A 25,740-nucleotide genomic window follows, 5' to 3' on the forward strand; every position below is an offset into this window, starting at 1 on the left:
GGAGCAATGAAGCTCAACGGACAAGGGCGGTGGGCCGCGGCGGGAGTCGTGGTCGCCACCGCCGTGGCGACGTTCGGGGTGGCCATGAGCGCACCCGCGGGCGCCGCACCCGGATGCCGTGTCGACTACACGGCGAACAACTGGGGCGGCGGTGGGTTCGGTGCCTCGGTGAAGATCACCAACCTGGGTGACGCCGTGTCGGGCGGCTGGACGCTGAAGTTCGCGTTCCCCGGCAACCAGCGGGTGGCTCAGGGCTGGAGCGCCAACTGGTCGCAGTCCGGTGCGGACGTGACGGCGACGAGCATGTCGTGGAACGGGAACCTCGGCACCGGGGCGTCCATCGACATCGGCTTCAACGGCTCAGGTGCCGACGGCACCAACGCCAGCCCGTCGACGTTCACCCTGAACGGCACGGTGTGCACCGGCCAGACGGTGCCGACGAGCACGACGACCACCACCACGACGTCCAACGGCCCCGGCCCCGATCCCGGCACGCGCGTCGACAACCCGTACGCGGGCGCGAAGGTCTACGTGAACCCGGACTGGGCGGCCAAGGCGAACGCGGAGCCCGGTGGCAGCCGGATCGCGAACCAGCCGACTGGTGTGTGGATGGACCGCATCGCGGCGATCAACGGCACCACCGGTGCGCGCGGGCTCGCGGCACATCTGGACGAGGCGGTGCGCCAGGCGGCGGGCACGCCACTCGTCTTCCAGGTCGTGATCTACAACCTGCCCGGTCGCGACTGCTCGGCGCTCGCGTCCAACGGTGAGCTCAAGGCCACCGAGATCGATCGCTACAAGACGGAGTACATCGACCCGATCGCGGAGATCCTCGCGCGGCCCGCGTACGCGAACCTGCGCATCGTGACCGTCGTGGAGATCGACTCCCTGCCGAACCTGATCACCAACGTCGCGCCGCGCGAGACGCAGGTTCCCCAGTGCGACGTGATGAAGGCGAACGGCAACTACGTCACCGGTGTCGGGTACGCGCTCGCGAAGCTGGGCGCCGTCCCGAACGTCTACAACTACATCGACATCGGCCACCACGGCTGGCTGGGCTGGGACGACAACTTCGGCGCGACGGCGGACCTGCTGTTCCAGGCGGCCAACGCGTCCGGCAGCACCAAGGCCAACGTGCAGGGCTTCATCGCCAACACCGCCAACTACGGCATCCTCACCGAGCCGAACTTCTCGATCGACGAGTCGATCAACGGCACCCCGGTGCGGCAGTCGAAGTGGGTGGACTGGAACCGCTACACCGGTGAGCTGCCCTACGCGCAGGCGTTCCGGCAGCGGGCCGTGCAGGCGGGCTTCGACGCGAACGTCGGCATGCTGATCGACACCAGCCGCAACGGCTGGGGCGGTGCCGCCAGGCCGACCGGGCCGGGCCCGAGGACGTCGGTGGACGCCTACGTCGACGGCGGCAGGCTCGACCGCCGCATCCACCTCGGCAACTGGTGCAACCAGTCCGGTGCCGGCATCGGCGAACGGCCGAAGGCGGCTCCCGCGGCGGGCATCGACGCCTACGTGTGGATCAAGCCGCCGGGCGAGTCGGACGGTGCGAGCGAGGAGATCCCGAACACCGAGGGCAAGGGCTTCGACCGGATGTGCGACCCGACGTACGAAGGAAACGTGCGCAACGGCAACAACATGTCCGGTGCGCTGTCGGACGCACCGTTGTCCGGACACTGGTTCTCCGCGCAGTTCCAGGAGCTCATGCGCAACGCCTACCCGGCGCTCTGAGCGTGATCATGTGAGCGTGCCCACGCGGTCGGCCTCGACGTCCGAAGCTCGGACGCGTGGGCACGCTCTTCTTGATTGATACGGAGTTCTGTCCGGCAAGTTTCCAGATAGTCGATAATTCGTCTGGACCATCAATCGCGCGCAATGTTAACGCGCACATAACTCTTGATGTCATCAGAAGGTGCTCCCTATGGTGTCGGCACGCTCGGTGTGTGAAAGCGGGAAAGGAGGCTGTGTGGTCACCATCGCGGATGTCGCACGGCACGCGGGGGTCGCTCCCAGCACGGTCTCCTACGTCCTCACGGGCAAGAGATCGATCTCCGCGGGCACGAAGACGAGAGTCCGGGAGAGCATCAGGCAACTGGGCTACCAGCCGCACGCCTCCGACCGCTCGCTGTCGGCCGGCCGGACGAACGTGATCGGCCTGGTGCTTCCGTTGCGGGCGGGCACGCACCTGCCCGCGGTGATGCGCTTCGTCACCGCGGCGGTGACCACCGCCCGCCGGTACGACATGGACCTGCTGCTGATGACCGCGGACGACGGCGCGGCGGGCCTGCGCCGTGCCGCGAACAGCGCCCAGGTCGACGGTTTCCTGGTCATGGACGTCGAGATGGACGACGACCGCGTGCCACTGCTGCGGCAACTGTCCAAACCGTCCGTCCTCATCGGACATCCGGCGGCGGCGCGCGGCCTCACCTGCGTGGACCTCGACTTCGAGGCGGCGGGCGCGAAGTGCGTCGACCACCTGGCGGACCTCGGTCACCGCTCTGTCGGTTTCCTTGGCGCCCCCAGCGCCGTCTACCGGCGCAGCACGGGTTTCGCCCATCGCACCATGAACGGGTTCAGCGCGGCCGCCATGCGCAGGGGAGTCGCCGCGACGGCGCTGTCCGTCGAGGGCGACCACGACTCGGTGCTCAGGGCGACCAAGGCGCTGATCCGCGCGCACCCCTCGATGACAGCGCTGGTGGTGCACAACGAGGCGGCGCTCGGCTGGATCACCACGTGCCTGCGCGCGGCGGGCCGCCAGGTCCCCGGCGACGTCGCGGTGGTCGCGATCTGCCCGGACGAGCTGGCGGAGCAGATGTCGCCGTTGCTCACCTCGGTGCGGTTGCCGGCGGAGGAGCTCGGCAGGCACGCCGTCGACCTGCTCGTCGCCAAGCTCGAGGGCAAGCAGCCGCCACCGCTGATGCTGCTGCCACCCCGGCTGTCCCGCCGGGCGAGCACCCCGGACCCGGCCGCTCACCGCGGCGCGACCGGCTAGGCGCCTGGCCAGCGTGACCTGTTCCGTCCCGGCATCGAGGTGGTCTCGGGATGCGGAGTGGACACAACGCTAGCCGATCCCCGCGGCGGGGGGATCGGACCATGGCGGACGGTCTGTGGGACGACCTGCCTGTGCGAACATGCGGCGCGCACAGGCAGACGTCTCCCGAAGATCGTCCTGGGGGAGTGCGCGACCTAACGGCGGAGCGGCTGTCGCGCACTCCTCCTCCCTTTTCCGGCAGGGCTTAGACTCGTCAGGTGGAACTAGCGGAAGCTTTGGCGCACAGGGTCGTCGTGCTCGACGGCGGCATGTCGACGGCGCTGGAGCTCGCCGGGCACGACCTGTCCGACGAGCTGTGGTCCGCCCGGTTGCTGCTCACCGATCCGGACGCCGTGCGCGCCGCCCACCTCGCCTACTACCGGGCGGGCGCCGCCGTTGCCATCACCGCGAGCTACCAGGCGAGCTTCGCCGGATTCGCCCGCCGGGGCATCAGCGAGGACGAGACCGCGCGCCTGCTGCGTTCCAGCGTCGAGCTCGCCCGCGCCGCCGCGTCCGATGTGGATGGTGAACGCTGGGTGGCGGCGTCGGTCGGCCCCTACGGAGCGGTGCTGGCGGACGGCTCGGAGTACCGCGGCCGCTACGGGTTGAGCCGGCGGGAGCTCGTGCGGTTCCACGCCCCGCGGATCGAGGAGCTCTGCGCGGCCGGGCCGGACGTGCTCGCGGTCGAGACCATCCCCGACGTCGCGGAGGCCGAGGCCGTGCTGGACGTGGTGCGCGGCAACGGTGTGCCGGTCTGGCTCTCCTACAGCATCCGCGGTGACCTGACCTGCGCCGGGCAGTCGCTGGAGGAGGCGTTCGCCGTGGTGTCCGGGGTGGACGAGGTGATCGCCGTCGGGGTGAACTGCTGCGCGCCGCGGGACGTGGCCGGAGCGGTCGCCGTGGCTCGTCGGGTGACCGGGCTGCCGGTCGTGGTGTACCCGAACAGCGGTGAGGAGTGGGATGCCCAGGCGCGGGCCTGGACCGGGGACGGCACCGGGTTCACGGCGTCGTCGGGGGAGTGGGTCGAGGCCGGCGCCCGGCTGGTGGGCGGGTGTTGCCGGACCGGGCCGTCGGCGATCTCGGTGCTGGCGGAGAGCCTCGCGGCCTGAGTCACCTGACGCGGTTCCTTCTCGCCCGGAGAACCGTTGTGACCCAAGCGATACGTGATTCGAACGGCTGCGTGTCCGGGTTGCGGTCGAACGCGTTCGACATTTCTTGACCGCGCGGAGATCGTCCTCCACAGTTTGGAGACGACCCGGTTCCCGCGTTCGTCGTACTTCCTCGACGTGATCGCTGTTCATCACGAAAGCGCGTGGTGGATCGCTCGGCGCAAACGGTCCATCGAACGTCGCCTCTACCGCGGTCCGACCCCTGCCTCGACGAAGAGGAGCACGCCCATGGCCCGATCAGGCCATCACCCGCCCACTTCCGTTCCCCGCGCCCGCGGCCGTCGTCGCGCGGCCGCCGTCACCACCGCCGTGGCCGTTCTGCTCGGCGGTCTGCTGGCGGCCTTCAGCACCTCGCCCGTGTCGGCGGCGACCGTCGACACCTCGGCCTGGTACGTGCTGGTCAACCGCAACAGCGGCAAGGCGCTGGACGTCTACAACCTCGCCACGAACGACGGCGCGCGCATCGCCCAGTGGACCCGCAACGACGGCAACCAGCAACAGTGGCAGTTCGTCGACTCCGGCGGCGGCTACTACCGGCTGAAGTCGCGGCTGTCGAACAAGGTGCTCGACGTCTACAACTTCTCCACCGCGGACGGCGGCAACATCGTCCAGTGGTCGGACCTCAACGGCACCAACCAGCAGTTCCGCCTCGCCGACTCCGACGGCGGCCACGTCCGCCTGGTCAACCGCAACAGCGGCAAGGCCGTCGAGGTCCAGGGCGGTTCGACCACCGACGGCGCCAACGTCGTCCAGTACAGCGACTGGAACGGTGCCAACCAGCAGTGGCAGCTCGTCCGAGTCGGTGGTGGCACCGGCCCCACCACCACGACGACCACCCCGCCGGGCGGCACCTGCCAGCTCCCGTCGACCTACCGCTGGTCGTCGACCGGCCCGCTGGCGCAACCGAAGCAGGGCTGGGTGTCGCTGAAGGACTTCACCCACGTGCTGTACAACGGCAGGCACCTGGTCTACGCGACGACGCACGACACCGGGACCACGTGGGGCTCGATGAACTTCGGCACCTTCACCAACTGGTCGGACATGGCCTCGGCCAGCCAGAACGGGATGAGTTCCGGCGCGGTCGCGTCCACGCTGTTCTACTTCGCCCCGAAGAACATCTGGGTGCTCGCCTACCAGTGGGGACCGACGGCGTTCAGCTACCGGACGTCGAACGACCCCACCAACGCCAACGGGTGGTCGGCGGCGCAGACGCTCTTCACCGGGAGCATCCCGAACTCCGGCACCGGTCCCATCGACCAGACGCTCATCGCCGACGGTCAGAACATGTACCTGTTCTTCGCCGGGGACAACGGGAAGATCTACCGCGCGAGCATGCCGATCGGGAACTTCCCCGGCAGCTTCGGCTCGTCCTGGACGGAGATCATGAGTGACACCCAGGCAAACCTGTTCGAGGGTGTCGAGGTCTACAAGGTCCAGGGCCAGAACCAGTACCTGATGATCGTCGAGGCGATGGGCCGCAACGGCCGCTTCTTCCGCTCGTTCACGTCCACCAGCCTGAACGGCTCGTGGACGCCGCAGGCCGCGACCGAGAGCAACCCGTTCGCCGGCAAGGCCAACAGCGGTGCGAGCTGGACCAACGACATCAGCCACGGCGACCTCATCCGCAGCAACCCCGACCAGACCAAGACCATCGACCCCTGCAACCTGCAGCTCCTCTACCAGGGCCGCGACCCGAGCTCCGGCGGCGACTACGGACGCCTGCCCTACCGGCCAGGTCTGCTGACGCTGCAACGCTGATCGCCTGACGCGCGCGGCAATGAGGCCCTCGGCAATGCCGAGGGCCTCACTCGTTGGTCAGCTCGTGGTGCAGGCGTTCCCGTTGAGGCTGAACGATGACGGCGCCGCGGCGTTGCCGGTGTGCGTCGCCTGGAACCCGACGGTGATCGAGGCACCGGGCGCGATGCCGGGGTTGTACGCGACGTTCCTCGCCGTGACCTGGCCCGTGGCGGGGGAGTAGGTGGCACTCCAGCCACCCGTGATCGTCTGCCCGCCCGGCAGCGTGAAGACCAGCGACCACCCGTTCACCGCGGCCGATCCGGTGTTGGTGATGGTGATGTTCGCTGTCAGGCCGTTGTTCCACGCGTTGACCGCGGTGCCCACGCGGCAGGCCGCGTCACCAGGGGGCGAGGTGGTCGTCGTGGTCGTGCTGGTGGTCGTGGGAGGCACTTCGCCGGCGAACTGCGTGACGAACTTCCACGCCTCGCCGGAGGTCCACGTGCGCCAGCCGTCTCCGCCGGAGTCGATCGGGGCCGGTGTGTGCCCGCCGTCGAACGCCGCCCACACGACGGGGTACCCCGTCCGGCAGCCGCTGTAGGTGGTGACGATGTGCGTCCGGCTGCCCGCTCCGGGTTCGCGGGGGTTCTGTGGTGTGCAGCCGTTGTTGCGCACGAACGTGTCGCGCAGGCCGCGCCCCAGGCCGATGCCCAGCACGTTGTCGCTGATGCCGTGGAAGCCCAGGTAACCGATGGGCTGCGTGCCGCCGTCGCAGCCGCTCAGTTGCGCACCGGCGTAGACGACGACGGCGCGGAAGACGTTGGCACGGGCACACGCGACCGCGTAGGACATGCCGCCGCCGTAGCTGAAGCCGCCGGCGAAGCGCTGGGTCGTGTCGAGGCACAGGCTCGAGTCGAGCAGTGCCACCAGGTCGTCGACGAACCTCAGGTCCTGGCCGCCAGGGTTGGCCCAGCCGTTGTTGTTGCCCTGTGGCGCCACGAAGATCGTGCCGTTGTCCGCGGCGTCGGAGAGCCTGCGCAACCCGTAGTAGGACCAGTTGTACCCGTCGGACCCGCCGGAGTCGACGTCGTTCGCGGTGCCGTTCAGCCAGTGGAAGCCGACGAACAGCCGGTACTGCCGGTTGTTGTCGTAGCCGGCGGGCAGCCGCAGGAAGTAGGTGCGGGCCTGGCCACCGGTGGTGATCGTGTGCTGCCCGCTCGTCAACGCCGGTGGCTTGCCGCAGCCCGCCGTCGCCGCCGCCGTGCCGGCGTCACCGGCGACCGGGCCGCCGGCGGCGATGCCGGCCGCGCCCAGGAAGACCACCGCGCTCGCGGCGGCCGCCGCGATCACCGACCTATGCCGGGACATGGCTCGTCCCCTCGTGGTAATGGAACATCGTCATCCCTTCGGTCGTGCGGGGTCAGATGACGGCGCACTGCACGCCGTTGAGCGTGAACCCGGTGGCGGGCGCGCTGTTGCCGGTGTGCGTGGCCTGGAAGCCGATCGACACCTGGGTGGAGGGCTGGATCTGCCCGTTGTAGGAGACGTTCGACGCGGTCACCTGGCCGGTGGCCGGGGAGTAGGTCGCGCTCCAGCCGCCCGTGATCGTCTGCCCGCCCGGCAACGTGAACTGCAGCTTCCAGCCGTTCACGGCCGTCGACGACGTGTTGGTGATGGTGACCGTCTCGGTCAGGCCGGTGTTCCACGCGTTGACGGCGGCCTTGACCGAGCAGCCCTGGGAGGGCGGCGGAATCGTGGTGGTCGTGGTCGTCGTTGTGGTGGTCGGGTCCGTGCCTGGACGGTCCAGGCCGAGGAAGGTGATGGCGTACCCGACCATTCCGGCGGTCGGCACGTCGTGGCCGGTGCCCTGGGCGCTGATGCCCTCGACGACGCCGGTGGCGCCGTACCGGGTCCGGGTCCAGTTCGGCTGGGGCTGGTCGGTAGACGCCGGGGTCCTGCTCACGCCGTGCACGTTCGTCCACTGGTCGAGCGCCTCACCGAAGTTCGGGTACGCCAGGGTGGTGTCGTTCGTGCCGTGCCACAGCTGCATCCGCGGGTAGCCGCCGGTGTAGCCGGGGAACATGGCCCGCGCCTGGTCTCCCCACTGCTGCGGGGTCTTCAGGAGTGTGCCGCCGGAGCACTGGCTGTTCCACATCGACCCGTCCGTGGTCGCGAAGCACCCGGCGGGCACACCGGCGAAGGCCGACGCCGCGCTGAACACGTCCGGGTACTGGGCGGCCAGCACGTTGGTCATCATCGCGCCGGAGGAGATGCCGGAGACGACGATGCGCGACGGGTCGGCGTTGTAGCGCTGGCGCGCGTACGACACCATCGACATGATGCCGGTGGAGTCGCTGCCACCGTTGCGGCGCAACGCGTTCTGGGTGGAGACGTCGAAACAGCGCCCCTCCCGCGTCGCCTCCGGGTAGACGATCACGTACCCGTGGCGGTCGGCGGCGGTGACGTAGTCCCGCCCGCCGCCGTTGTGCACCGCGCTCGCCGTACCGGTGCAGTAGTGGATCATCAGGAGCAGCGCTGGACGGGCAGCGAGCCGGTCCGGCGCGTAGACGTACATGTTCAGGCCGGTCGGGTTGGTGCCGAAGTTCGTCACCTGCGTCAGGGAGGCCGCGTGTGCCTGCTGCGGCACGAAGGAGAAGGCGACGGCGGCGATCAGGGACAGTGCGGCCGCGACGACGGCGACGACGCGGTACCTGGTCGTGTGCTGCCAGGTGGACTCGCGGAGGGTCATGGGTGACCTCGTTCTCGTGCTGGGGGAAGGAGCTCGTGGGGTCGGGCGCTGAACTGCCACCGGGCCACGTCGGGCAGGTGATCGTTGCCGCCGCCGAACCGCAGGTACAGGTCGCGCGGGAGACAGAGGTCCAGGCCTGCCGGTCGCCCGCGCCCGGAGCAGCTCGCTCCCACGCGGGACGTCACGTCGCGGCGGGTAACCGTTGCCACAGCTGAACCTCAGGTCGCGCAGCCCGCGCGGGAGGCGGTGGTCCAGGTCTGCCGGCCGCCCGTGCCCGGAGCAGCTCCCTGCCGGCTCCCGCGCAGGACGTCGCTTCGCGGGAACCGGCCGGGATGTGGTGTCGGGACGTCAGCGCGCCGTGCAGGACGGGTTCAGACCCGATCCGCTGCCGCTGCCCTGGAAGCCGAACTCGGTGGACCCGCTCGCGGGCACGTTGGCGTTGTAGTCCACGTTGGTCCAGGTGACGGTTCCGCTGTTACCGCTGCGGGTCGCGCTCCACGAGCCGACGACCGTGCCGTTCGACAGCGTGGTCGTGACGGTCCAGCCCCTCAGCGCGCTGGAGCCCGCGGTGACCTTGACCGTGGCGACGAACCCCTCGTTCCACTGGTTCAGCGACACCGTCGCCGTGCAGCCGCCGGTGCCGGGGTCGTTGCTCGTCGTCGTGGTGGTGGTGGTCGTCGTCGGGCCGGGACCACCACCCGCGTTGAGCGCGTCGAGCACGGAGTTGTACGCGGCCTTCTTGTTGCCGTTGCCGTCGAACAGCAGCGGGGTGCCGGAGGCGCGCCACGAGTCGGTGTCGCGGATGCCCCACACGGTGATGCCGGTACAACGCGCGACGGCGAGACAGGCCTGGGTGACCCGCTGGTAGTTCTGCGCCTGCGTGCTGCCGGAGCCTTCGATGTCCAGCTCGGTGATCTGCACGTCCACGCCGAGGTTGGCGAAGTTCTGCAGGGTGGTCTGGTAGTTGGACGGCACCGGGCTGGCGCTGTTGAAGTGCGACTGCAGGCCGACGCAGTCGATCGGGACGCCGCGGGACTTGAAGTCCTGCACCATGCGGTAGACGGCCTGGGTCTTGGCGTGCGACCAGTCATCGGTGTTGTAGTCGTTGTAGCAGAGCTTCGCGCCCGGATCCGCCGCACGGGCGGCGCGGAACGCGGCCTCGATCCAGTCGTTGCCGGTGCGTTGCAGGTTCGAGTCGCGGCGTGCGCCGCTGCTGCCGTCGGCGAACGCCTCGTTGACGACGTCCCAGGCGTAGATCTTGCCGCGGTAGTAGGTCGCCACCTGGGTGACGTGGTTCAGCATCGCGTTGCGCAGAGCCGTGCCGGACATGTTCTGCATCCAGCCGGGCTGCTGCGAGTGCCACGCCAGGGCGTGCCCGCGGATTCGCTTGCCCTGGTTGCGTGCCTGGTTCACGATCCGGTCGGCGTTGCCGTAGCTGAACTGGTTCTGGTTCGGCTCGGTCGCGTCCATCTTCATCTCGTTCTCGGCGGTGACCATGTCGAACTCGCGGTTCAGGATGCCGACGTAGGTCGAGTCACCGAGCTTGTTCGCCGAGACGGCGGTGCCGAAGTACCGGCCGCTCTGGGCAGCCGCGGCACCGAGGGTGGTCGCCGCGTTCGCGGCGGGAGGAGCGATCAAGGTGGCGCCGATCGCGGCTGTCGCGACCGTGGCGATGATCGGGAGCAGAGCCACTGACTTCGATGTCAGTTTCATCTTCCACACTTCCCGGGGGTCGACCCGAATGCGGGGTGATGGGCAGGACAGAAGGCCGGATCCGGTGCGCCATTGCCGGATCGCGGTGGGCGGTGAGAATTGACGGGAAGTTGTTCCGCCGCCGCCCGCCGCTGCCGTTCCGGAGTGTCGCAGCCACCGCGCCGCGGTCACAAGAAGTGGTCGTCGAATTCGACAGCAGGTTGCCCTGAACGGCGTAGCGGTAGTGAGGGAACGCTCCCAACTGGCACGTCACAGCGTTGATCGCATTCTTGCGACAAAGTTTCGAAACTTTCTTCACGACATCGACTCCGGCGTTGACGATTCAGTGTTCCGTGGTTACGTTGACCCGAACTCGCATTCGCTTCTCCGACGTTATGAGAGCGCTCTCGCGTCGCTGATTCCCACTTCCGGACAGCCATGACGTGGCGAGAACCGAATCACTGCAAACCGAGCGAACTGGAGAGACGATGACACGGTGGAAGCGGGGTACGGGCGCGGGCGTGCTCTCGGGAGCGCTCGTCGCGGGAACCGTCACACTGGTGGTCGGTGGCGGCACGACCGTCAGCGCCGCCGAGTCGGCGTTCTACGTCGACCCGTCGAGCTCGAGCGCACGGTGGGTGGCCGCCAACCCCGGCGACTCACGAGCGGCGGTCATCCGCGACCGCATCGCGTCGGTTCCGCAGGCGCGGTGGTACACCACGACCAACACCTCGACGGTCCGGTCGGAGGTCAGCTCGTTCGTCGGCGCGGCGGCGTCCGCCGGGAAGATCCCGATCCTGGTGGTCTACAACGTCCCGAACCGCGACTGCGGTGGCGCCAGCGGCGGCGGGGCACCCTCTCACGAGGCCTACCGGGCCTGGGTCGACGAGGTGGCGGCGGGACTGGCCGGTCGCCCGGCGACGATCGTGCTGGAACCGGACGTGCTGCCGTTGATGACCAACTGCCAGAACGCCGACCAGCAGAACCAGACCAAGGCGTCGATGGCCTACGCGGGCAAGAAGCTCAAGTCCGGTTCCGGCCAGGCCAAGGTGTACTTCGACATCGGGCACTCCGCGTGGCTCACGCCGTCCGAGGCCGCGAACCGGTTGCGCGGCGCGGACATCTCCAACAGCGCCGACGGCATCTCGACCAACGTGTCGAACTACCGCGCCACCTCCGACGAGGTGAACTTCGCGAAGAACGTGCTCAACGCCGTCGGCGACAGCCGCCTCAAGGCCGTGGTCGACACCAGCCGCAACGGCAACGGCCCGGCCGGCAGCGAGTGGTGCGACCCGGCCGGTCGCGCGATCGGGATTCCCAGCACGACGAACACGGGCGACTCGAAGATCGAGGCGTTCCTGTGGGTCAAGCTGCCGGGCGAGTCGGACGGCTGCATCGCGCCGGCCGGTCAGTTCGTACCGCAGCGCGCCTATGAGCTCGCGATGGCGGCGGGCCCGATCACGACGACGACCACCACGACCACCACGACGTCGGGCGGCGGCAATCCCGGTGGCGGGTGCACGGCGACCCACCGCGTGGTCAGCCAGTGGAACGGCGGCTACACCGCGGAGATCGTGATCGAGAACCGCGGCGCGGCGATCAACGGCTGGACCTTCTCGTTCTCGGCGCCTGGCGTGTCCGTCACCCAGGGCTGGAACGGCACGTGGACCGACACCGGCGACGCGGTCCGGGTGGCGAACGTGGCGTGGAACGGGTCGATCGCGTCCGGCGGTCGGCTGACCATCGGCTACAACGCGAACTACAACGGCACTCCGCCGTTCGGGTCGCCGGTGTTGAACGACGTCGCCTGCTCCTGACGCGGCGACACCGGAGAACGGGTCCCGCCTCGGCTCTGCCGGGGCGGGACCCGCGGCTGTCCGCGGTCCGAACGAGATTTCGACCGGTACGCGGCCGGGCCCGTACGGAGGCGGAGCTGCGGTGGGACGAACGCGCGTGACGCTGGCCGACGTCGCGGCGGCCAGCGGGGTGTCGGTCACGACGGCCTCGCTCGTGCTGACCGGACGTGCGCGGGAGCTGCGGATCTCCGAGGCGGCCGAGCGGCGGGTGCGCTCGACGGCGCAGGAACTGGGCTATCGGCGCGGCGTCCGCACGACCGGGCCACGTTCTGGCCGCTCGCGGACGATCGGGTTCGTGCTCGACTCCCTCGCGTCGTCCAGGCGGGCGGATGACCTGGTCAAGGGCGCCGTGCGGGCCGCGTACCGGCACGGGTTCATGCTGCTCGTCGCCGAGTCCGGCGGCGATCCGGCAAAGGCACGGACACTGGCCGACGCGATGCGCGATCGGCAAACGGATGGCATCGTCTTCGCCTCCACGTGCCCGACGGCGGTCGCGGTGCCGCACGGCCCCGCCGTGCTCCTCAACGCGGCAGCACCGTCCTGGACGGGCATTCCGTCGGTCATGACCGACGAGGTGCAGGGTGGTCGTTCCGCGGCACGTGTGCTCGTCGAGGCCGGTCACCGCCACGGCGTCCACCTGATCGGCGCGGGACCCGAACCCTGCGACGGCATCGGGGAACGCCTCGTCGGGATGCGCGAGGTGTTCGAGGCCGCGGGCGTCGAGGTGGTCAGCGCGCCCCACTGTCCGAAGTGGACTTCGGAGGACGGCTACGCCGCGACCAGGCGGTTGCTGCGCCACCACCGGCCCAAGGCGCTGGTGTGCCTCGACGACCACCTCGCCTTCGGGGCGTACCAGGCACTCGGTGAGGCAGGGCTCTCGGTGCCGGGTGACGTCTCCGTGCTCGGGTTCGGCGACCACCCCGTGGCGTCGTGGCTGCGCCCTCGCCTGACCACGATCGCCCTGCCACACCTGGAGCTCGGCGCGCGGGCGGTCGAGGTCCTGGTGGAGCTGGTGGAACGACGCGGCCTGCGGCAGGCACTGGTCCACCGGGTGCCGATGCCGGTGCGCGAGGGCGGTTCGGTGGCGCGCCCCGGCCCAGACAAGCCAGGTTGTTTGCGTTAACAGGACATTCGTCCAGGCACCAGGTCAAGCGCTTGTGTACAGCAACGTGCTAAACGTTAACGCTCACATTTAGCTTTGACCTGGTGAGACGCGGTCTTCTACATTGCTGGAAGCCGCCCCGCCGTTGGCCGTCAGTCGACGAAAGGCTCACCATGCCGAGCCCGCTCACAGCGTTCTGCGGTGCGCTGATCGCCACCCTGCCGGTCTGCGGTTCCGCCTTGCCCGGCGGGCACGTCGTGACGCGGATCCAAGGCCGGGATCACGGGCGGTTCGGTGACGGCGACCAGCGGCACGACCAGTCCCGGCGCCTCGGTGGTGCCCGGCTTCATCGCGTCCGAGCCACCGCGTGACCCCTGCTCCTTCCGACGACGAAGGGTGATCATGTTCTTCGCACGGTTGTTCACGTCCCGGCGCGCCCGGCTCACGGCCGTCGCCGCCGTCCCCCTGATCGCGGTGTCCGCGCTCGCCGCGGTGGCGGTGCCACCCGCCGCGGCCGCGCCGGGCTGCTCGGTCACCTACTCCGCACCGTCGCAATGGGACGGTGGCTTCACCGCGAAGGTCGTCGTCACCAACCTCGGTGACGCGGTCGACGGCTGGACGCTCACCTGGAGCTTCGCCGCCGGCCAGCAGGTGCGGCAGGCCTGGAACGCCCAGGTGACCCAGTCGGGGGCGGAGGTGACCGCGCGCAACGTCTCCTACAACGCGGCGATCCCCACCGGCGGCCGGGTCGAGTTCGGTTTCAACGGTTCCTCCACCGGCTCGGACAACCCGAACCCCACGGCGTTCACCCTCAACGGCACCCTGTGCACCGGCGACGTCGGCCCCACCACCACGACGACCACCACGACGGGCAACCCGCCGGTCGGCAACCTCCCGTCGAGCTTCCGCTGGAGCTCCAGCGGGGTGCTGATCAGCCCGAAGCCGGACGCCACGCACGCGAACGTCGCGGTCAAGGACCCGAGCGTCGTGTACCACAACGGCAAGTACCACGTCTTCGCGTCGACCTACACCGACGGCTACAACCTGATGTACACCAGTTTCAGCGACTGGTCGCAGGCGTCGTCCGCCCCGCACCACTACCTCGACCGCTCCGGCGTCGGCGCCGGATACCGTGCCGCGCCACAGGTGTTCTACTTCGCGCCGCAACGCCTCTGGTACCTCGTCTACCAGACCGGGTCGAACGCCTCGTACTCCACGACCACCGACATCTCGAACCCCGCGTCGTGGTCCGCGCCGAGGAACTTCTACGCCAACGGAATGCCGCAGATCATCCGCGACAACATCGGCAACGGTTACTGGGTCGACTTCTGGACGGTGTGCGACACCGCGAAGTGCTACCTGTTCTCCTCCGACGACAACGGCCACCTCTACCGGTCGGAGACCACCGTCGCGCAGTTCCCCAACGGCTTCACCAACACGGTGATCGCCATGCAGGACAGCGACCGCTACCGGTTGTTCGAGGCGGCCAACGTCTACAAGATCGCCGGGAAGAACCAGTGGCTGCTGGTGCACGAGGCGATCGGCTCCGACGGTCGCCGCTGGTTCCGGTCCTGGACAGCGCCCTCGATCACCGGGCCGTGGACGGCGCTGGCCGACACCGAGTCGAACCCGTTCGCCCGCGCGAACAACGTGACGTTCCCGAGTGGACAGTGGACCCGCGACATCAGCCACGGCGAGATGGTGCGCACCAACGTCGACCAGACGATGGAGATCAGCCCCTGCAAGCTCAGCTACCTGTACCAGGGCATGGATCCCGACGCGGGCGGTGAGTACAACCGGCTGCCCTGGCGGCTCGGCCTGCTGACCCAGACCAACTCGACCTGCTGATCGAAGGACCGACGCCGCCGGGCGCGCCACCGGCGGCGTCGCCCTTCCGGAAAGGGACGACGATGCGCACCCGGTTCAGGAAGCTCGTCCTCGCCGCCGTTGTGCTGGCGGCGACCGTCACCACGCACCCGGCCGCACCCGCGGCTCCCGGCAGTCCGGCCCTGACCCCTCCACTGGGCTGGAACAGCTGGAACAGCTTCGGCTGCGGCATCACCGAGGCCCAGGTCCGCCAGGCCGCCGACGCGATGGTCTCATCGGGCATGCGCGACGCCGGCTACCAGTACGTCGTCGTGGACGACTGCTGGTTCGACCCTCAGCGCGACGCGGCGGGCACCCTCCGTTCGCACCCGTCGAAGTTCCCCAGCGGGATGAAGGCGCTGGGCGACTACATCCACGCGCGCGGCCTGAAGTTCGGCATCTACCAGGTGCCGAACGAGCGCACATGCGCGCAGACCACCGGTGCTCACCCCGGTTCGACCGGCAGCAAGGGCCACGAGGCCCAGGACGCGCGCACGTTCGCTTCCTGGGGCGTGGACTACCTGAAGTACGACTGGTGCTCGAGCGCCGGTACCCGCGACGAGCAGGTCGCCCGGTTCTCGATCATGCGCGACGCCCTGCGCGCCACCGGACGCCCGATCGTCTACAGCATCAACCCCAACAGCTTCCACGCCATCACCGGCGACCGGTACGACTGGGGCGAGGTCGCCGACCTGTGGCGCACCACCGAGGACCTGCTGGACATCTGGCAGAACGGCAACACCAACAGCTACCCGATGGGCGTGGGCAACGTCGTCGACGTCACCGCCCCGCTCGCGGTCCAGGCCGGTCCCGGTCACTGGAACGACCCGGACATGCTGGTGGTCGGACGTCCGGGGCTCACCCTCACCGAGTCCCGCTCGCACTTCGCCCTGTGGGCGCTGATGGCGGCGCCGCTCATGGCGGGCAACGACATCCGCACCATGTCCGCCGACGTGAGCGCCATCCTGCGCAACCAGCGCCTGATCGCCGTGAACCAGGACCCGCTCGGCGCCGGCGGACGCCGGGTGCGCGACGACGGTGCCACCGAGGTGTTCGCCAAACCGCTCGCGGACGGCTCGGTCGCCGTCGGCCTGTTCAACCGGGCAGCGGCACCACGACCGTCACCACCACGGCGGCCCAGACCGGCCTGTCCGGCAGCGCCTTCACGCTGACCGACCTGTGGACCGGTGGCACGTCCACCACGTCCGGCGCCCTCTCCGCCTCCGTCCCCGCGCACGGCGTCGCGGCGTTCCGGGTGACCGGCGGCAGCCCGCTGCCGAGCACCACCTCCCGGCTGCGCGGGGCGGGGTCGAACCGCTGTCTCGACGTCGAGAACGGCTCGACCGCCGCCGGAGCCGGCATCGTCATCCACGACTGCGTCACCGCCGCCTCCCAGCAGTGGACGTCCTGGGCGAACGGCGAGATCCGCGTGTTCGGCGACAAGTGCCTCGACGCCTACGACCAGGGCACCGCCAACGGAACGCGGGTCATCAGCTGGCAGTGCAACGGCCAGGCGAACCAGCGCTGGACGGTGAACTCCGACGGATCGGTCCGCAACGTCAACGCTGGCCTGTGCCTGGACGTCGAACGGGCCGCGCGACCGGCAACGGCTCCCGGCTGGTGCTGTGGACGTGCAACGGCCAGACCAACCAGAGGTGGGCGCGATCATGAAATGGGCCCCGGCCGCGGCGGCGCTGTCCGCCCTCACCCTGGTGGCCGCCGGACTCGCCGCGAGCACGGCCGCGCAGGCCGCTCCCGGCTGCTCGGTCACCTACACCAGAACCTCCGAATGGCAGGGCGGCTTCGGCGCGTCCGTCTCCATCACGAACACCGGTGACGCGATCACCGGCTGGACGCTCGAGTGGGCGTACGCCTCAGGCCAGCAGGTCGGACAGCACTGGAACGCCGTGATCACGCAGAGCGGCAGCGAGGTCAGCGCGCGCAACGCCTCCTACAACGGGTCCGTACCCACCGGCGGCAAGGTCGAGTTCGGGTTCAACGGCACGTCCGGCTCCGCCAACCCCGACCCGGTGTCGTTCCGCCTCAACGGTGTCACGTGCGGCGACACCGGTGGCCCGACCACCACCACCACCACATCGCCGCGACCGGCGTCGTTCACCAATCCCGTGTTGTGGCAGGACTTCGCGGACATCGACATCATCCGCGTGGGTGAGGCGTACTACTACTCGGCGTCGACCATGCACTATTCGCCCGGCGCGCCGGTCCTGCGTTCCTACGACCTGGTGAACTGGGAGTTCGCCGGGCACTCCGTGCCACGGCTGGACTTCGGCGCCAAGTACGACCTCAACGGCGGCAGGGGTTACGTGCGCGGGATCTGGGCGTCGTTCCTCAACCACCGCAAGAGCAATAACACCTTCTACTGGGGTGGTTGCGTCGACTTCGCCCAGACGCACATCTACACCGCCACGTCCGTGGACGCGCAGTGGTCCAAGCTGTCCACGATCAACAAGTGCTACTACGACGCCGGAATGCTGGTCGACGACAACGACACGATGTACGTCGCCTACGGCAACACCACGATCAGCGTCGCCCAGCTCTCGGCGGACGGGAAGTCCGAGGTGCGTTCACAGCAGGTGTTCCAGACGCCGCCGAACATCGGAACCCTGGAAGGCGCGCGCTTCTACAAGCGGGGCGGCAACTACTACATCTGGCTGACCAGGCCCGCGAACGGCCAGTACGTGCTCAAGGCCTCCAGCCCGTTCGGCCCGTACACCGTCCAGCAGGTGCTGCTGGACATGCCCGGCCCGATCCAGGGCGGGGGAGTGCCGCACCAGGGCGGGATGGTGCAGACGCAGAACGGCGACTGGTACTACATGGCCTTCGTCGACGCCTATCCCGGCGGCCGCGTACCGGTGCTCGCGCCGATCACCTGGACCTCCGACGGCTGGCCGCGCATCACCACGGTCAACGGCGGCTGGGGCGTGCGCTACCCGATGCCGAACCTGCCGTCGCGCCAGGTGAAACCGATGACCGGCGTGGACACCTTCGACGGCAGCGTGCTCAAGCCGCAGTGGGAGTGGAACCACAACCCGGACACCACCAAGTACAGCGTCGACAACGGTTTGCGGCTGTCCACCGCGACCGTCACCGACGACCTGTACAACGCCCGCAACACCCTCACCCATCGCGTCCAGGGTCCCACGTCCACCGCCACCGTCACGCTGGACCTCACGTCCATGCGCGACGGCGACCGCACCGGACTCGCGATGCTGCGCGACTCCTCGGCGTGGATCGGCGTCAAACGAGAGAGCGGCCGCAACCGCGTCGTCATGGTCAACGGCCTGACCATGGACAGCAACTGGAACACCACCGGCACGGGTACCGAGACAGCGAGCGCGAATCCCAGCGGCACCCGGATCTGGTTGCGCGCCAACGCCGACATCCGGCCCGGCAGCGGACGGCAGGCCAGGTTCTCCTACAGCACCGACGGAGTGACCTTCACGTCGCTGGGCACCGGCTTCACGTTGAAGAACGAGTGGCAGTTCTTCATGGGCTACCGCTTCGGCATCTTCAACCACGCCACGCAGGCATTGGGCGGTTCCGTCACTGTTCAGCGCTTCGAGCTCACGACTCCATGACCCCGTTCTCCTGCAACGCGAGCCTCAACGCGCGCAAACCATCGAGCAACCGCGACTTCACGGTGCCCTGCGGCAGCTCCAGCGCGTTGGCCAGCTCGGCGACGGACTCGCCGCGGTAGCAGGCCCGCACGACCACCACCCGATGCTCAGGCTCGAGCGACGCCAGCGCGGCGGCGACGAGCGGGTGGCCGGAGCGGGCTCCGCGGCGTGCGTTCAACGAGCACCTCGCCTACGTGCGGAGGACCGAAGAACGCCGTCCGTCCAAACGCGACAACAGGGCGCGCCGGTCGACCTTGCCGCGTTCGGTGGTCGGCAGCGCGTCGACCGGAACGATCAGCGTGGGCACGCAGTAGTGCGGCAGCCGTTGTGAGACCGCGCGCCTGGCCACCTCCGGCGTCGCGGTGCCGGGGCTGATGAACCCGACGAGCCTCCCGTCGTGCACCAGGGTCGTGGCCCGGTCGCAGTCCGCCGCGTGCTCCAGCGCCGCGGTGACCGCGTCCAGCTCGAACCGGTACCCGAGCACCTCGACCTGGTCACCGGCGCGGCCGTGGTGTTCCAACTGGCCGTCGGCCGTCCACCTGCCGAGGTCGCGGGTCCGGAACATGAGGTGGTCGCCGCCGAGGAACGGATCCGGGTGGTACCGCCGCGCCGTCAGGTCGAGGTCGCCCACGTACCCGGCGGTCACCCCCGAGCCGCCGACCCACATCTCGCCGACCGCGCCGATGGGGCACGGCAGCATGTCGTCGTCGAGCAGGTACACGGTCGTGTTCGGGACAGGCCTGCCGATGGTCAGCTGTCCGGTACGAGGCTCGTAGCGCTGAACGGTGTTGACGATGGTGGTCTCGTTGTGGCCGTAGGTGTTGTGGAAGGCCACGCGGTGCGACCACGCGTCCGCCAGTGCCTGCGGGCAGCGTTCGCCGGCTACCGCGACCGTGTGCACCCGTTGGCACGCATCAGGGTCCAGGGAGGTCAGGACGCCGGGCGTGGCGATCACGACGTCCACCTCGCTGGCCGTCTTGCCTGGGTCGTCGCCGCGGAGCAGGAGCGTGCCGCCGTTCGCCAGCGTGCCGAGCACCTCCCACATGGCCAGGTCGCAGCCGATGTTCAACAGCTGCGACACCCTGGTTCCCGGTGCGATGCCCAGTGATCCGGGAGCGGTGAGCAGGACGTTGCACAGGTTGGCGTGGGACACCGGCACGCCGCCGGCGCCGGTGAAGATCACGGCGGCGATGTCCGTGTCGGCGGTGGTGGTGCGGCAGAACGTGCTCAGCTCGGGCAGGGTGTCGATCGTGACGAGCGCGGCGAGGTGACGGGGCAACGCGACCGAGTCCGCGGTCGTGGTGAGCACGACGTCGATGCGCGTGGCGCGGACGACGTGCCGCAGCTGGGCCTCCGGCGTGCCGCGCGCGTCCTGCGGCACGTAGGCCGCTCCCGCCTTGAGCACCGCCAGGATGCCCACCACCATGGAGATCGAGCGCGTCAGGAACAGTCCCACGTTCTCGCCAGGACACACGCCACTGCGGATCAGGAGCTCGGCCAGCAGCCCCGCCCTGGCGTCCAGCTCCGCGTAGGTCAGCGACTCGCCGAGGTGCTCCACGGCGGTCACGTGCGGCCGCCGCGCCACGTGCGTCTCGAAGGCGTGGTGGACGTGGTCGAACGGCGGAGTCCGGATCGGACCGGCGCCGAACGCCTGGAACAGGTCGCGGTCGGCAGGCGACAGGTCGCACAGGGCCGACTCCTGGAACACGGTTGTCACGACAGGTGCCCTTCGTGAGCGATGCGTGGTCTCCAGCTTGAACGAGACAGCGCGGTCGCAGGTTCATGACTTGTCGAATCACCAGTCGAATCGATTAAGTTCTTGTGACACAAGAGCTTGCGCAGCGCTCCTGCGAGCAGGCAGAGTCGCACCGTGGACGAGGGCACGAACATCGTGATGATGAACTCCGCGGAGCAGGTGCTGCTCTACCTGCGCGACGACAAGCCCGAGATCAGGTTCCCGAACACCTGGTGCCTGCCGGGCGGTTACCTCGAGGACGGGGAACGGCCGCACGACTGCGTCAGGCGGGAGATCGAGGAGGAGATGGGCGTGGTCCTCGCGCCGCGCGACGTTCGCCCGCTGTGCTCCGCGCAGAGGTCCTACGGCGTCGAGCACACGTTCTGGGCGGAAGTGGATCTCGACCTCGACCGCGTGGTCCTCACCGAGGGGCAGCGGCTCAGGTGGTTCACCCGCGAGGAGGCCGCGGCGCACGAGCTGGGGTACGAGGACAACGCGATCCTCGCCGAGTTCTTCGCACGCCGCGATCGGGGCGAGCTCACGGCCTGATCGTCACCCGGTCGGATGACCAGTGGTCCGTGCGTTTGTCATGGTCGTCTGCGCATATGAGCATCTGTCCCATGACGACTGTCGAGCACGTTCCGGCGGAACTGCACCGCCACACCCACGGTCCCGGCTGCGGCCACGAGGCCGTCGTGCACCGGGACCACGTCGACTACCTGCACGACGGACACCTGCACCGTGAGCACGTGACCGATGGCGGCGTGCACTACGACGAGTGCGACAAGTGCAGGTGCGCGCACTGCGCCGACTCCTGCGCGCAGTGCGACTGCTCGGAATGCGACTGCCCCACCTGCAACCACGCCCAGTGCGCGTGTGACGGGTGCGCCGACTCGTGCGCCAACTGCACCTGCGCCGACTGCACCTGCCCCACGTGCACGCACGCGGCGTGAGTCAGTCCGCAGTGGACAGCTGGAAGACCGTTTCCTGGTGGTAGACCTCGCCGGGCCGCAGCACCGTGCTGGGGAAGTCCGGGCGGTTCGGCGAGTCCGGGAAGTGCTGTGCCTCCAGGGCGAAGCCGGCGCCACGGCGGTACGGGCGGCCGCCGGTGCCGACCAGGTCCTCGGTCAGGAAGTTGCCCGAGTAGAACTGCAGGCCGGGCTCGCTGGTCCACATGGTCAGCAGGCGCCCGGACGCCGGGTCGCAGGCCTGCGCGGCGAAGGAGGCCCCGGAGGAGTCCAGCACCCAGTTGTGGTCGTAGCCCCCCGCGATGCGCAGCTGCGGATCGGACGCGCCGATGCGGGCGCCGATCGCGGTCGGCAGCCGGAAGTCGAACGGGCTCGCCTCGACCGGCACGGGGCCGCCCACCGGGATCAGCGTCTCGTCGACGGGGCAGAACCGGCTCGCGTTCAGCATCAGCGACTGGCCGTGCACGTCACCGCTGCCCTCCCCGGCCAGGTTCCAGTAGGTGTGGTTGGTCAGGTTCAGGACGGTGGGGGCGTCCGTGGTCGCGCGGTAGGTGATGCTCAGCCTGTTGTGCCGGTCGAGCCGGTACGTCACCTCGGCCGTGACGGCACCGGGGAAGCCGCCGTCGCCGTCCGGGCTCACGAGGTTGAGCCGCACGCCCACGCTGCCCGGTTCGTGTAGTTCGGTCGCGGACCACACCTCGGTGTCGAAGCCCGCCGGTCCGCCGTGCAGGCTGTTCGGGCCGTTGTTGAGCGGGAGCCGGTGCACGACGTCGTCCAGGGTGAACGAGCCGCGCGCGATCCGGTTGGCGTACCGGCCGATCACGGCGCCGAAGAACACCCTGTTCGCGCCGGGCTGGTTGTTCTTGACGTAGTCGTCGAGCGCGGGGAACCCGAGCACCACGTTGGCGGGGACGCCGTCGCGGTCCGGTGCCTCCAGCGACTGGATCACGCCGCCGTAGTCCAGCACCCGCACGGTGAGCCCGCCCGGCCACGCCAGGACGTACCGGTGGACGTCGGTGCCATCCACCTGGCCGAACAGTTCCCGGCCGAGCTCGGGTTCCCGCTGCGACATCGGACTCCTTGAGATCAGTTGACCAGGGCCCGGCAGTGCTGCGGCCGGATCCGTTGTGGTGCGATGCTTTCCAGGGTCGGCGCGACCGGGACGATGGAGCCGTCGCGGTCGAACCTCATCCTGTCGATCGTGGTCTCGCGGTGCGTGCCGTCCCCGCCGGGGATGGCGAAGCGGTGGTACACGAGGTACCAGTCGTCGGTGCCCGGGACCTGCAGCATCGAGCTGTGCCCGGTGCCCAGGACCCCGAGCTTCGGGTCCTTGCGCAGGATCAGGCCGCGGTTCGTGAACGGGCCGGTGGGGCTGGGCGCGGTCGCGTAGGCGACGCGGTAGTCCTCGCTGCGGGTGTCGTCGACCGACCAGCTCAGGTAGTACGTGCCCTTGCGCTCCACCATGAACAGCCCCTCCCGGAAGTCAGTCAGCCCGGTGATACGGGTGATCTTGGCCGGGTCATAGGAGATCATGTCACTGTTGAGCGGAACGGCGAAGGCCTCACCGTTGCCCCAGTAGAGGTACGGCTGTCCGGAACGGTCGACGAACACCGCCGGGTCGATCGCCTGACCCCCGCCAGTGGGGTTGCGCGCGACCAGCGGCCGGCCGGAGTCGACGAACGGGCCGGTCGGGGAGTCGCTCACCGCGACGCCGATCTTGGCCTCGGCGCAGAAGTAGAAGTAGTACTTCCCGTCGCGCTCGGCGATGGCCGGCGCCCAGGCGTTGCGGTCGGCCCAGCTCACGTCGGGGCCGAGGTCGAGGATGACACCCTCGTCCTTCCAGTCCACGAGGTTCTTCGAGGACCAGGCGGAGAACTTCGTGCCGCTCCAGCCGTCGAAACCGTCCGTGGTCGCGTAGATGTAGTAGGTGTCGCCGAACGCGACGACGTTCGGGTCGGCGTTGAAGCCCGGCAGCACGGGGCTCCGCATCTCGTGCGCCTCGACTGTCCACACACGACTTTCGCGGCCCGACCGCACGGTGAACCGCCTGGGTTCGCGCAGGTCGACCGGTCCTGCCGGCGTGATGGACGCGCCCGGCGCGAGACCGAAGTCGAGCCGCATCCGGCGCAGGTCGGTACCCGGACGTACGGGGAGGACCACGGTGCCGGGCTGGATGATCGCGGGCGCTTCGAGCGAATCGTGCCCGACTGACCGGATCAGCGTCGCGTTGAACGGAAGCGCTCCCACCTCGGAGCCGGAGAGCGCCCGGTTGTAGAGGCGGACGTCCTTCATCCTGCCGAGGAACGGCCTGTCGCCCGCGTAGACCGACCTGCCGAGGTAGTTGGCCGCGGTGATCCCGCCGCCGATGTCGGACGGCCTGGTGGTGGCGCCGGTGTTGCGGGCCACCTCGACACCGTCCAGGTAGAGCACTTCCACGCCGTCGCCGACGGTCAGCGTCACGTTCTTCCAGACGCCGCGCGGCAGGGCACGACCCGAGTTCACACCCTGCTCGGTCGTCCAGTTGCCGGTGGCGATCGCGCCGCGGTAGGTGTCGCCGGTGCTGAACAGGTAGCCGTTGCCGGCACCGTCCGGCGCGGTGTTGCCGAAGCCGTAGAGGAAGTACGGCGTCTGCTGACCCGGATCCACCAGCACGTCGGCGGAGATCGTCGCGGCTTCCGCGCCGGTCAGCATGTTGTTCGGCAACTGGACGTGCCCGCCCCGCAGCGACAGCGAGCCTTCGGACCACGTGGCGTTGCCGGCGAGCGCGCCGTCGTAGCCGTGACCGGTGGTGTCGACCGCGGAACCGGTGAGCGGCCAGTGCGCGACGAGACCCCGGCTGTCGGCCCTGACCGGCGCCGGGGGAGCGGTGAGCCGGTCCAGCTCCGCCCGCGTCACCGGGAGCACCGTGCCGTGGCGCGGGGAGGCGGGCAGGCGCGCCCCCGTGGACATGGTCCACTTCCCGGACGCCAGATCGGTCGTCTCGAACGGCACGTAACCGCGGCCGCCGTACTCGTCGATGAACAGGTACCACTTGTCCTCGGTGTTGGACTTGAACCCGGTCGGCCCCTCACCCGCGGAGAGACCGGGGCTCGTCGGCGTGGCCTTGCCGATGCACTCGGCGACGAAGTCGTAGGCCGGGTCCAGCAGGTCCGTCGACTTCTCCGCGGTGATGTACTTGCTGCACGGTGAGGACGACGAGTTGTTCCGTTCGTCCTTGGTGTACCGGTAGTAGGTGCCGTCGTGCTCGATGACCGTCGAGTCGATGACCGAGTAACCGGGGTCGATCCACACCTGCGCCGGGCTGAACGTCACGAAGTCACGCGTCGTCGCGTACATCATGCGGTTGTAGCTGTTGCCGGTGTGGCCGGGATCGTTCTCCGCGTACAGCTTCGAGGCCCAGTAGACGACGTACGTGCCGCGCTGGGCGTCCCAGAAGGCCTCCGGGGCCCACGTGTTGCCCGCGGTCGGCGGCGACACCTGGACGCTGCGCTGGCGCGACCAGTTCCGGAGGTCGGTCGACTCCCACACCATGATCGACCGGCTGCCGGTGCGCTGCGCCGCGTCCCAGCCACGCCCGCCGTTGATCTTCAGGTCCGTGGCCAGCAGGTAGAACTTGTCGCCGTCGGGGGAGCGCATGATGAACGGGTCGCGCACACCCAGCTCACCGAGGCTCGACTTCAGGATCGGCTGGCCGTTGTTGACCTCGGAGAAGTCCAGCGGGTTGTCGCCGTTGCTGGCGGCGGCGTAGATCTGCTCGCCGATCGGGCTGCTCTCGCCGGTGAAGTAGAAGAAGCTGTAGCCCGCCAGCGGTTCCTTGACGGGCAACGGGGTCACGGTGGCGAGGAGCGCGCGGGTGGTGCTCTGCTGCCCGCGGCTCACCTTCGCCGTCAGCACGACCTTGGCGGGCTTGCCGCCCGCGGGAGGACGGCTCACCTCACCGGTCGCCGTGATCACCTTGTCGTCGGACGACCTCCACGTGATGGTCGTGTCGTTCTCGCCGGTGGTGGGGAGGGTGAGGTGGCCGCGGACGTCGTCGAGGTTCGGGACCTCCACCGCGTTCGCCGCCGACCGCACGAGCGGTTCGGCGGCGGCGGGCGTGACGGGGAGCAGGGCGGCCGTCACGGCCACGACGACTCCGAAATGGCGCAGGGATGACAACATCGTTGTTGTTCGCCTTCCGGGAGAGGG

Annotated in this window: 19 protein-coding genes and 1 pseudogene; 12 read left to right on the forward strand and 8 right to left on the reverse strand. The window is 69.3% G+C overall.

Going from position 1 to position 25,740, the window contains the following annotated elements; genetic code table 11:
- Window positions 1–6 precede the first annotated feature (6 nt).
- The 4 genes from ACRSBM_RS12910 (at window position 7) to ACRSBM_RS12925 (ending at window position 5,970) form a co-directional block, all read left to right on the forward strand.
- Window positions 7–1,743 carry a glycoside hydrolase family 6 protein gene (locus ACRSBM_RS12910; RefSeq protein ID WP_434443237.1) on the forward strand — a complete coding sequence of 579 codons (1,737 nt, stop codon included), beginning with the start codon at window positions 7–9 and terminating at the stop codon, window positions 1,741–1,743.
- A 235-nt stretch (window positions 1,744–1,978) separates the two neighbouring features.
- The gene (locus ACRSBM_RS12915) at window positions 1,979–3,004 is read left to right on the forward strand and encodes a LacI family DNA-binding transcriptional regulator (RefSeq protein WP_434443239.1); all 1,026 of its coding nucleotides are present in this window, start codon (window positions 1,979–1,981) and stop codon (window positions 3,002–3,004) included.
- Window positions 3,005–3,261: 257 nt separating this feature from the next.
- Window positions 3,262–4,152, forward strand: a complete 891-nt coding sequence (gene mmuM / locus ACRSBM_RS12920) for a homocysteine S-methyltransferase (RefSeq protein WP_434443241.1) — start codon at window positions 3,262–3,264, stop codon at window positions 4,150–4,152.
- 288 nt (window positions 4,153–4,440) lie between these two features.
- On the forward strand, window positions 4,441–5,970 hold the full coding sequence (locus ACRSBM_RS12925) for a non-reducing end alpha-L-arabinofuranosidase family hydrolase (RefSeq protein ID WP_434443243.1): 1,530 nt from the start codon (window positions 4,441–4,443) through the stop codon (window positions 5,968–5,970).
- A gap of 57 nt (window positions 5,971–6,027) precedes the next feature.
- Here ACRSBM_RS12925 and ACRSBM_RS12930 read toward each other — a convergent pair whose 3' ends face one another.
- The 3 genes from ACRSBM_RS12930 to ACRSBM_RS12940 all read right to left on the reverse strand — a co-directional run bounded on the left by ACRSBM_RS12930 (window position 6,028) and on the right by ACRSBM_RS12940 (window position 10,408).
- Window positions 6,028–7,314, reverse strand: coding sequence for a cellulose binding domain-containing protein (locus ACRSBM_RS12930; protein ID WP_434443245.1), 1,287 nt, complete (start codon window positions 7,312–7,314; stop codon window positions 6,028–6,030).
- Window positions 7,315–7,366: 52 nt separating this feature from the next.
- Entirely contained in the window at window positions 7,367–8,695 is a 1,329-nt protein-coding gene (locus ACRSBM_RS12935) for an extracellular catalytic domain type 1 short-chain-length polyhydroxyalkanoate depolymerase (protein WP_434443248.1), read from the reverse strand.
- 348 nt (window positions 8,696–9,043) lie between these two features.
- Entirely contained in the window at window positions 9,044–10,408 is a 1,365-nt protein-coding gene (locus ACRSBM_RS12940) for an endo-1,4-beta-xylanase (RefSeq protein WP_434443249.1), read from the reverse strand.
- A gap of 467 nt (window positions 10,409–10,875) precedes the next feature.
- Between ACRSBM_RS12940 and ACRSBM_RS12945 the strand changes: the two genes are divergently transcribed.
- A complete protein-coding gene (locus tag ACRSBM_RS12945; protein WP_434443251.1) occupies window positions 10,876–12,204 on the forward strand; it encodes a glycoside hydrolase family 6 protein in 1,329 nt (442 codons plus the stop codon).
- A 121-nt stretch (window positions 12,205–12,325) separates the two neighbouring features.
- Entirely contained in the window at window positions 12,326–13,366 is a 1,041-nt protein-coding gene (locus tag ACRSBM_RS12950; RefSeq protein WP_434443253.1) for a LacI family DNA-binding transcriptional regulator, read from the forward strand.
- A 131-nt stretch (window positions 13,367–13,497) separates the two neighbouring features.
- Here ACRSBM_RS12950 and ACRSBM_RS12955 read toward each other — a convergent pair whose 3' ends face one another.
- The gene (locus ACRSBM_RS12955) at window positions 13,498–13,695 is read right to left on the reverse strand and encodes a hypothetical protein (RefSeq protein WP_434443255.1); all 198 of its coding nucleotides are present in this window, start codon (window positions 13,693–13,695) and stop codon (window positions 13,498–13,500) included.
- A gap of 52 nt (window positions 13,696–13,747) precedes the next feature.
- Here ACRSBM_RS12955 and ACRSBM_RS12960 point away from each other — a divergent pair, with 52 nt between their 5' ends.
- The 4 genes and pseudogenes from ACRSBM_RS12960 (at window position 13,748) to ACRSBM_RS12975 (ending at window position 18,810) form a co-directional block, all read left to right on the forward strand.
- On the forward strand, window positions 13,748–15,193 hold the full coding sequence (locus ACRSBM_RS12960; protein ID WP_434443257.1) for a non-reducing end alpha-L-arabinofuranosidase family hydrolase: 1,446 nt from the start codon (window positions 13,748–13,750) through the stop codon (window positions 15,191–15,193).
- Between the two features lie 62 nt (window positions 15,194–15,255).
- Window positions 15,256–16,383: a glycoside hydrolase family 27 protein gene (locus ACRSBM_RS12965; protein ID WP_434443259.1), complete on the forward strand. Its 1,128-nt coding sequence runs from the start codon at window positions 15,256–15,258 to the stop codon at window positions 16,381–16,383.
- Window positions 16,380–16,751 (forward strand): annotated as a pseudogene (locus ACRSBM_RS12970) (ricin-type beta-trefoil lectin domain protein); the annotation flags it as partial. The gene ACRSBM_RS12965 and the pseudogene ACRSBM_RS12970, both read left to right, overlap by 4 nt.
- 127 nt (window positions 16,752–16,878) lie before the next feature.
- The gene (locus tag ACRSBM_RS12975) at window positions 16,879–18,810 is read left to right on the forward strand and encodes a family 43 glycosylhydrolase (RefSeq protein WP_434443261.1); all 1,932 of its coding nucleotides are present in this window, start codon (window positions 16,879–16,881) and stop codon (window positions 18,808–18,810) included.
- On the opposite strand, the gene ACRSBM_RS12980 is transcribed toward ACRSBM_RS12975, so the two are convergent.
- Together ACRSBM_RS12980 and ACRSBM_RS12985 are read right to left on the reverse strand one after the other, a co-directional pair.
- The gene (locus tag ACRSBM_RS12980; RefSeq protein ID WP_434443263.1) at window positions 18,797–19,027 is read right to left on the reverse strand and encodes a sigma factor-like helix-turn-helix DNA-binding protein; all 231 of its coding nucleotides are present in this window, start codon (window positions 19,025–19,027) and stop codon (window positions 18,797–18,799) included. The two genes, ACRSBM_RS12975 and ACRSBM_RS12980, sit on opposite strands and share 14 nt — an antisense overlap.
- Window positions 19,028–19,039: 12 nt before the next feature.
- Window positions 19,040–20,566, reverse strand: coding sequence for an AMP-binding protein (locus ACRSBM_RS12985; RefSeq protein WP_434443265.1), 1,527 nt, complete (start codon window positions 20,564–20,566; stop codon window positions 19,040–19,042).
- 153 nt (window positions 20,567–20,719) lie between these two features.
- Between ACRSBM_RS12985 and ACRSBM_RS12990 the strand changes: the two genes are divergently transcribed.
- Both ACRSBM_RS12990 and ACRSBM_RS12995 read left to right on the forward strand, forming a co-directional pair.
- On the forward strand, window positions 20,720–21,133 hold the full coding sequence (locus tag ACRSBM_RS12990) for an NUDIX hydrolase (protein ID WP_434443267.1): 414 nt from the start codon (window positions 20,720–20,722) through the stop codon (window positions 21,131–21,133).
- 71 nt (window positions 21,134–21,204) lie between these two features.
- A complete protein-coding gene (locus ACRSBM_RS12995; protein WP_434443269.1) occupies window positions 21,205–21,537 on the forward strand; it encodes a hypothetical protein in 333 nt (110 codons plus the stop codon).
- A gap of 1 nt (window position 21,538) precedes the next feature.
- Here the strand turns inward: ACRSBM_RS12995 and ACRSBM_RS13000 are convergent, their stop codons facing one another.
- Together ACRSBM_RS13000 and ACRSBM_RS13005 are read right to left on the reverse strand one after the other, a co-directional pair.
- Window positions 21,539–22,624 carry an aldose epimerase family protein gene (locus ACRSBM_RS13000; protein ID WP_434443271.1) on the reverse strand — a complete coding sequence of 362 codons (1,086 nt, stop codon included), beginning with the start codon at window positions 22,622–22,624 and terminating at the stop codon, window positions 21,539–21,541.
- A 14-nt stretch (window positions 22,625–22,638) separates the two neighbouring features.
- Window positions 22,639–25,713 (reverse strand): family 43 glycosylhydrolase, encoded by a 3,075-nt coding sequence (locus tag ACRSBM_RS13005; protein WP_434443273.1) that lies wholly within the window; start codon window positions 25,711–25,713, stop codon window positions 22,639–22,641.
- Window positions 25,714–25,740: the final 27 nt, after the last annotated feature.

This window comes from Lentzea xerophila, assembly GCF_051094245.1.
GTDB lineage: Bacteria > Actinomycetota > Actinomycetes > Mycobacteriales > Pseudonocardiaceae > Lentzea > Lentzea xerophila.

Coding starts and splice junctions, on each gene's coding strand:
- ACRSBM_RS12960 (WP_434443257.1), top strand. CDS start 13,748: ATGTTCTTCGCACGGTTGTTCACGTCCCGGCGCGCCCGGCTCACGGCC.
- ACRSBM_RS12995 (WP_434443269.1), top strand. CDS start 21,205: ATGACGACTGTCGAGCACGTTCCGGCGGAACTGCACCGCCACACCCAC.
- ACRSBM_RS13005 (WP_434443273.1), bottom strand. CDS start 25,713: ATGTTGTCATCCCTGCGCCATTTCGGAGTCGTCGTGGCCGTGACGGCC.
- ACRSBM_RS13000 (WP_434443271.1), bottom strand. CDS start 22,624: ATGTCGCAGCGGGAACCCGAGCTCGGCCGGGAACTGTTCGGCCAGGTG.
- ACRSBM_RS12910 (WP_434443237.1), top strand. CDS start 7: ATGAAGCTCAACGGACAAGGGCGGTGGGCCGCGGCGGGAGTCGTGGTC.
- ACRSBM_RS12965 (WP_434443259.1), top strand. CDS start 15,256: ATGCGCACCCGGTTCAGGAAGCTCGTCCTCGCCGCCGTTGTGCTGGCG.
- ACRSBM_RS12975 (WP_434443261.1), top strand. CDS start 16,879: ATGAAATGGGCCCCGGCCGCGGCGGCGCTGTCCGCCCTCACCCTGGTG.
- ACRSBM_RS12930 (WP_434443245.1), bottom strand. CDS start 7,314: ATGTCCCGGCATAGGTCGGTGATCGCGGCGGCCGCCGCGAGCGCGGTG.
- ACRSBM_RS12940 (WP_434443249.1), bottom strand. CDS start 10,408: ATGAAACTGACATCGAAGTCAGTGGCTCTGCTCCCGATCATCGCCACG.
- ACRSBM_RS12925 (WP_434443243.1), top strand. CDS start 4,441: ATGGCCCGATCAGGCCATCACCCGCCCACTTCCGTTCCCCGCGCCCGC.
- ACRSBM_RS12935 (WP_434443248.1), bottom strand. CDS start 8,695: ATGACCCTCCGCGAGTCCACCTGGCAGCACACGACCAGGTACCGCGTC.
- ACRSBM_RS12955 (WP_434443255.1), bottom strand. CDS start 13,695: ATGAAGCCGGGCACCACCGAGGCGCCGGGACTGGTCGTGCCGCTGGTC.
- ACRSBM_RS12945 (WP_434443251.1), top strand. CDS start 10,876: ATGACACGGTGGAAGCGGGGTACGGGCGCGGGCGTGCTCTCGGGAGCG.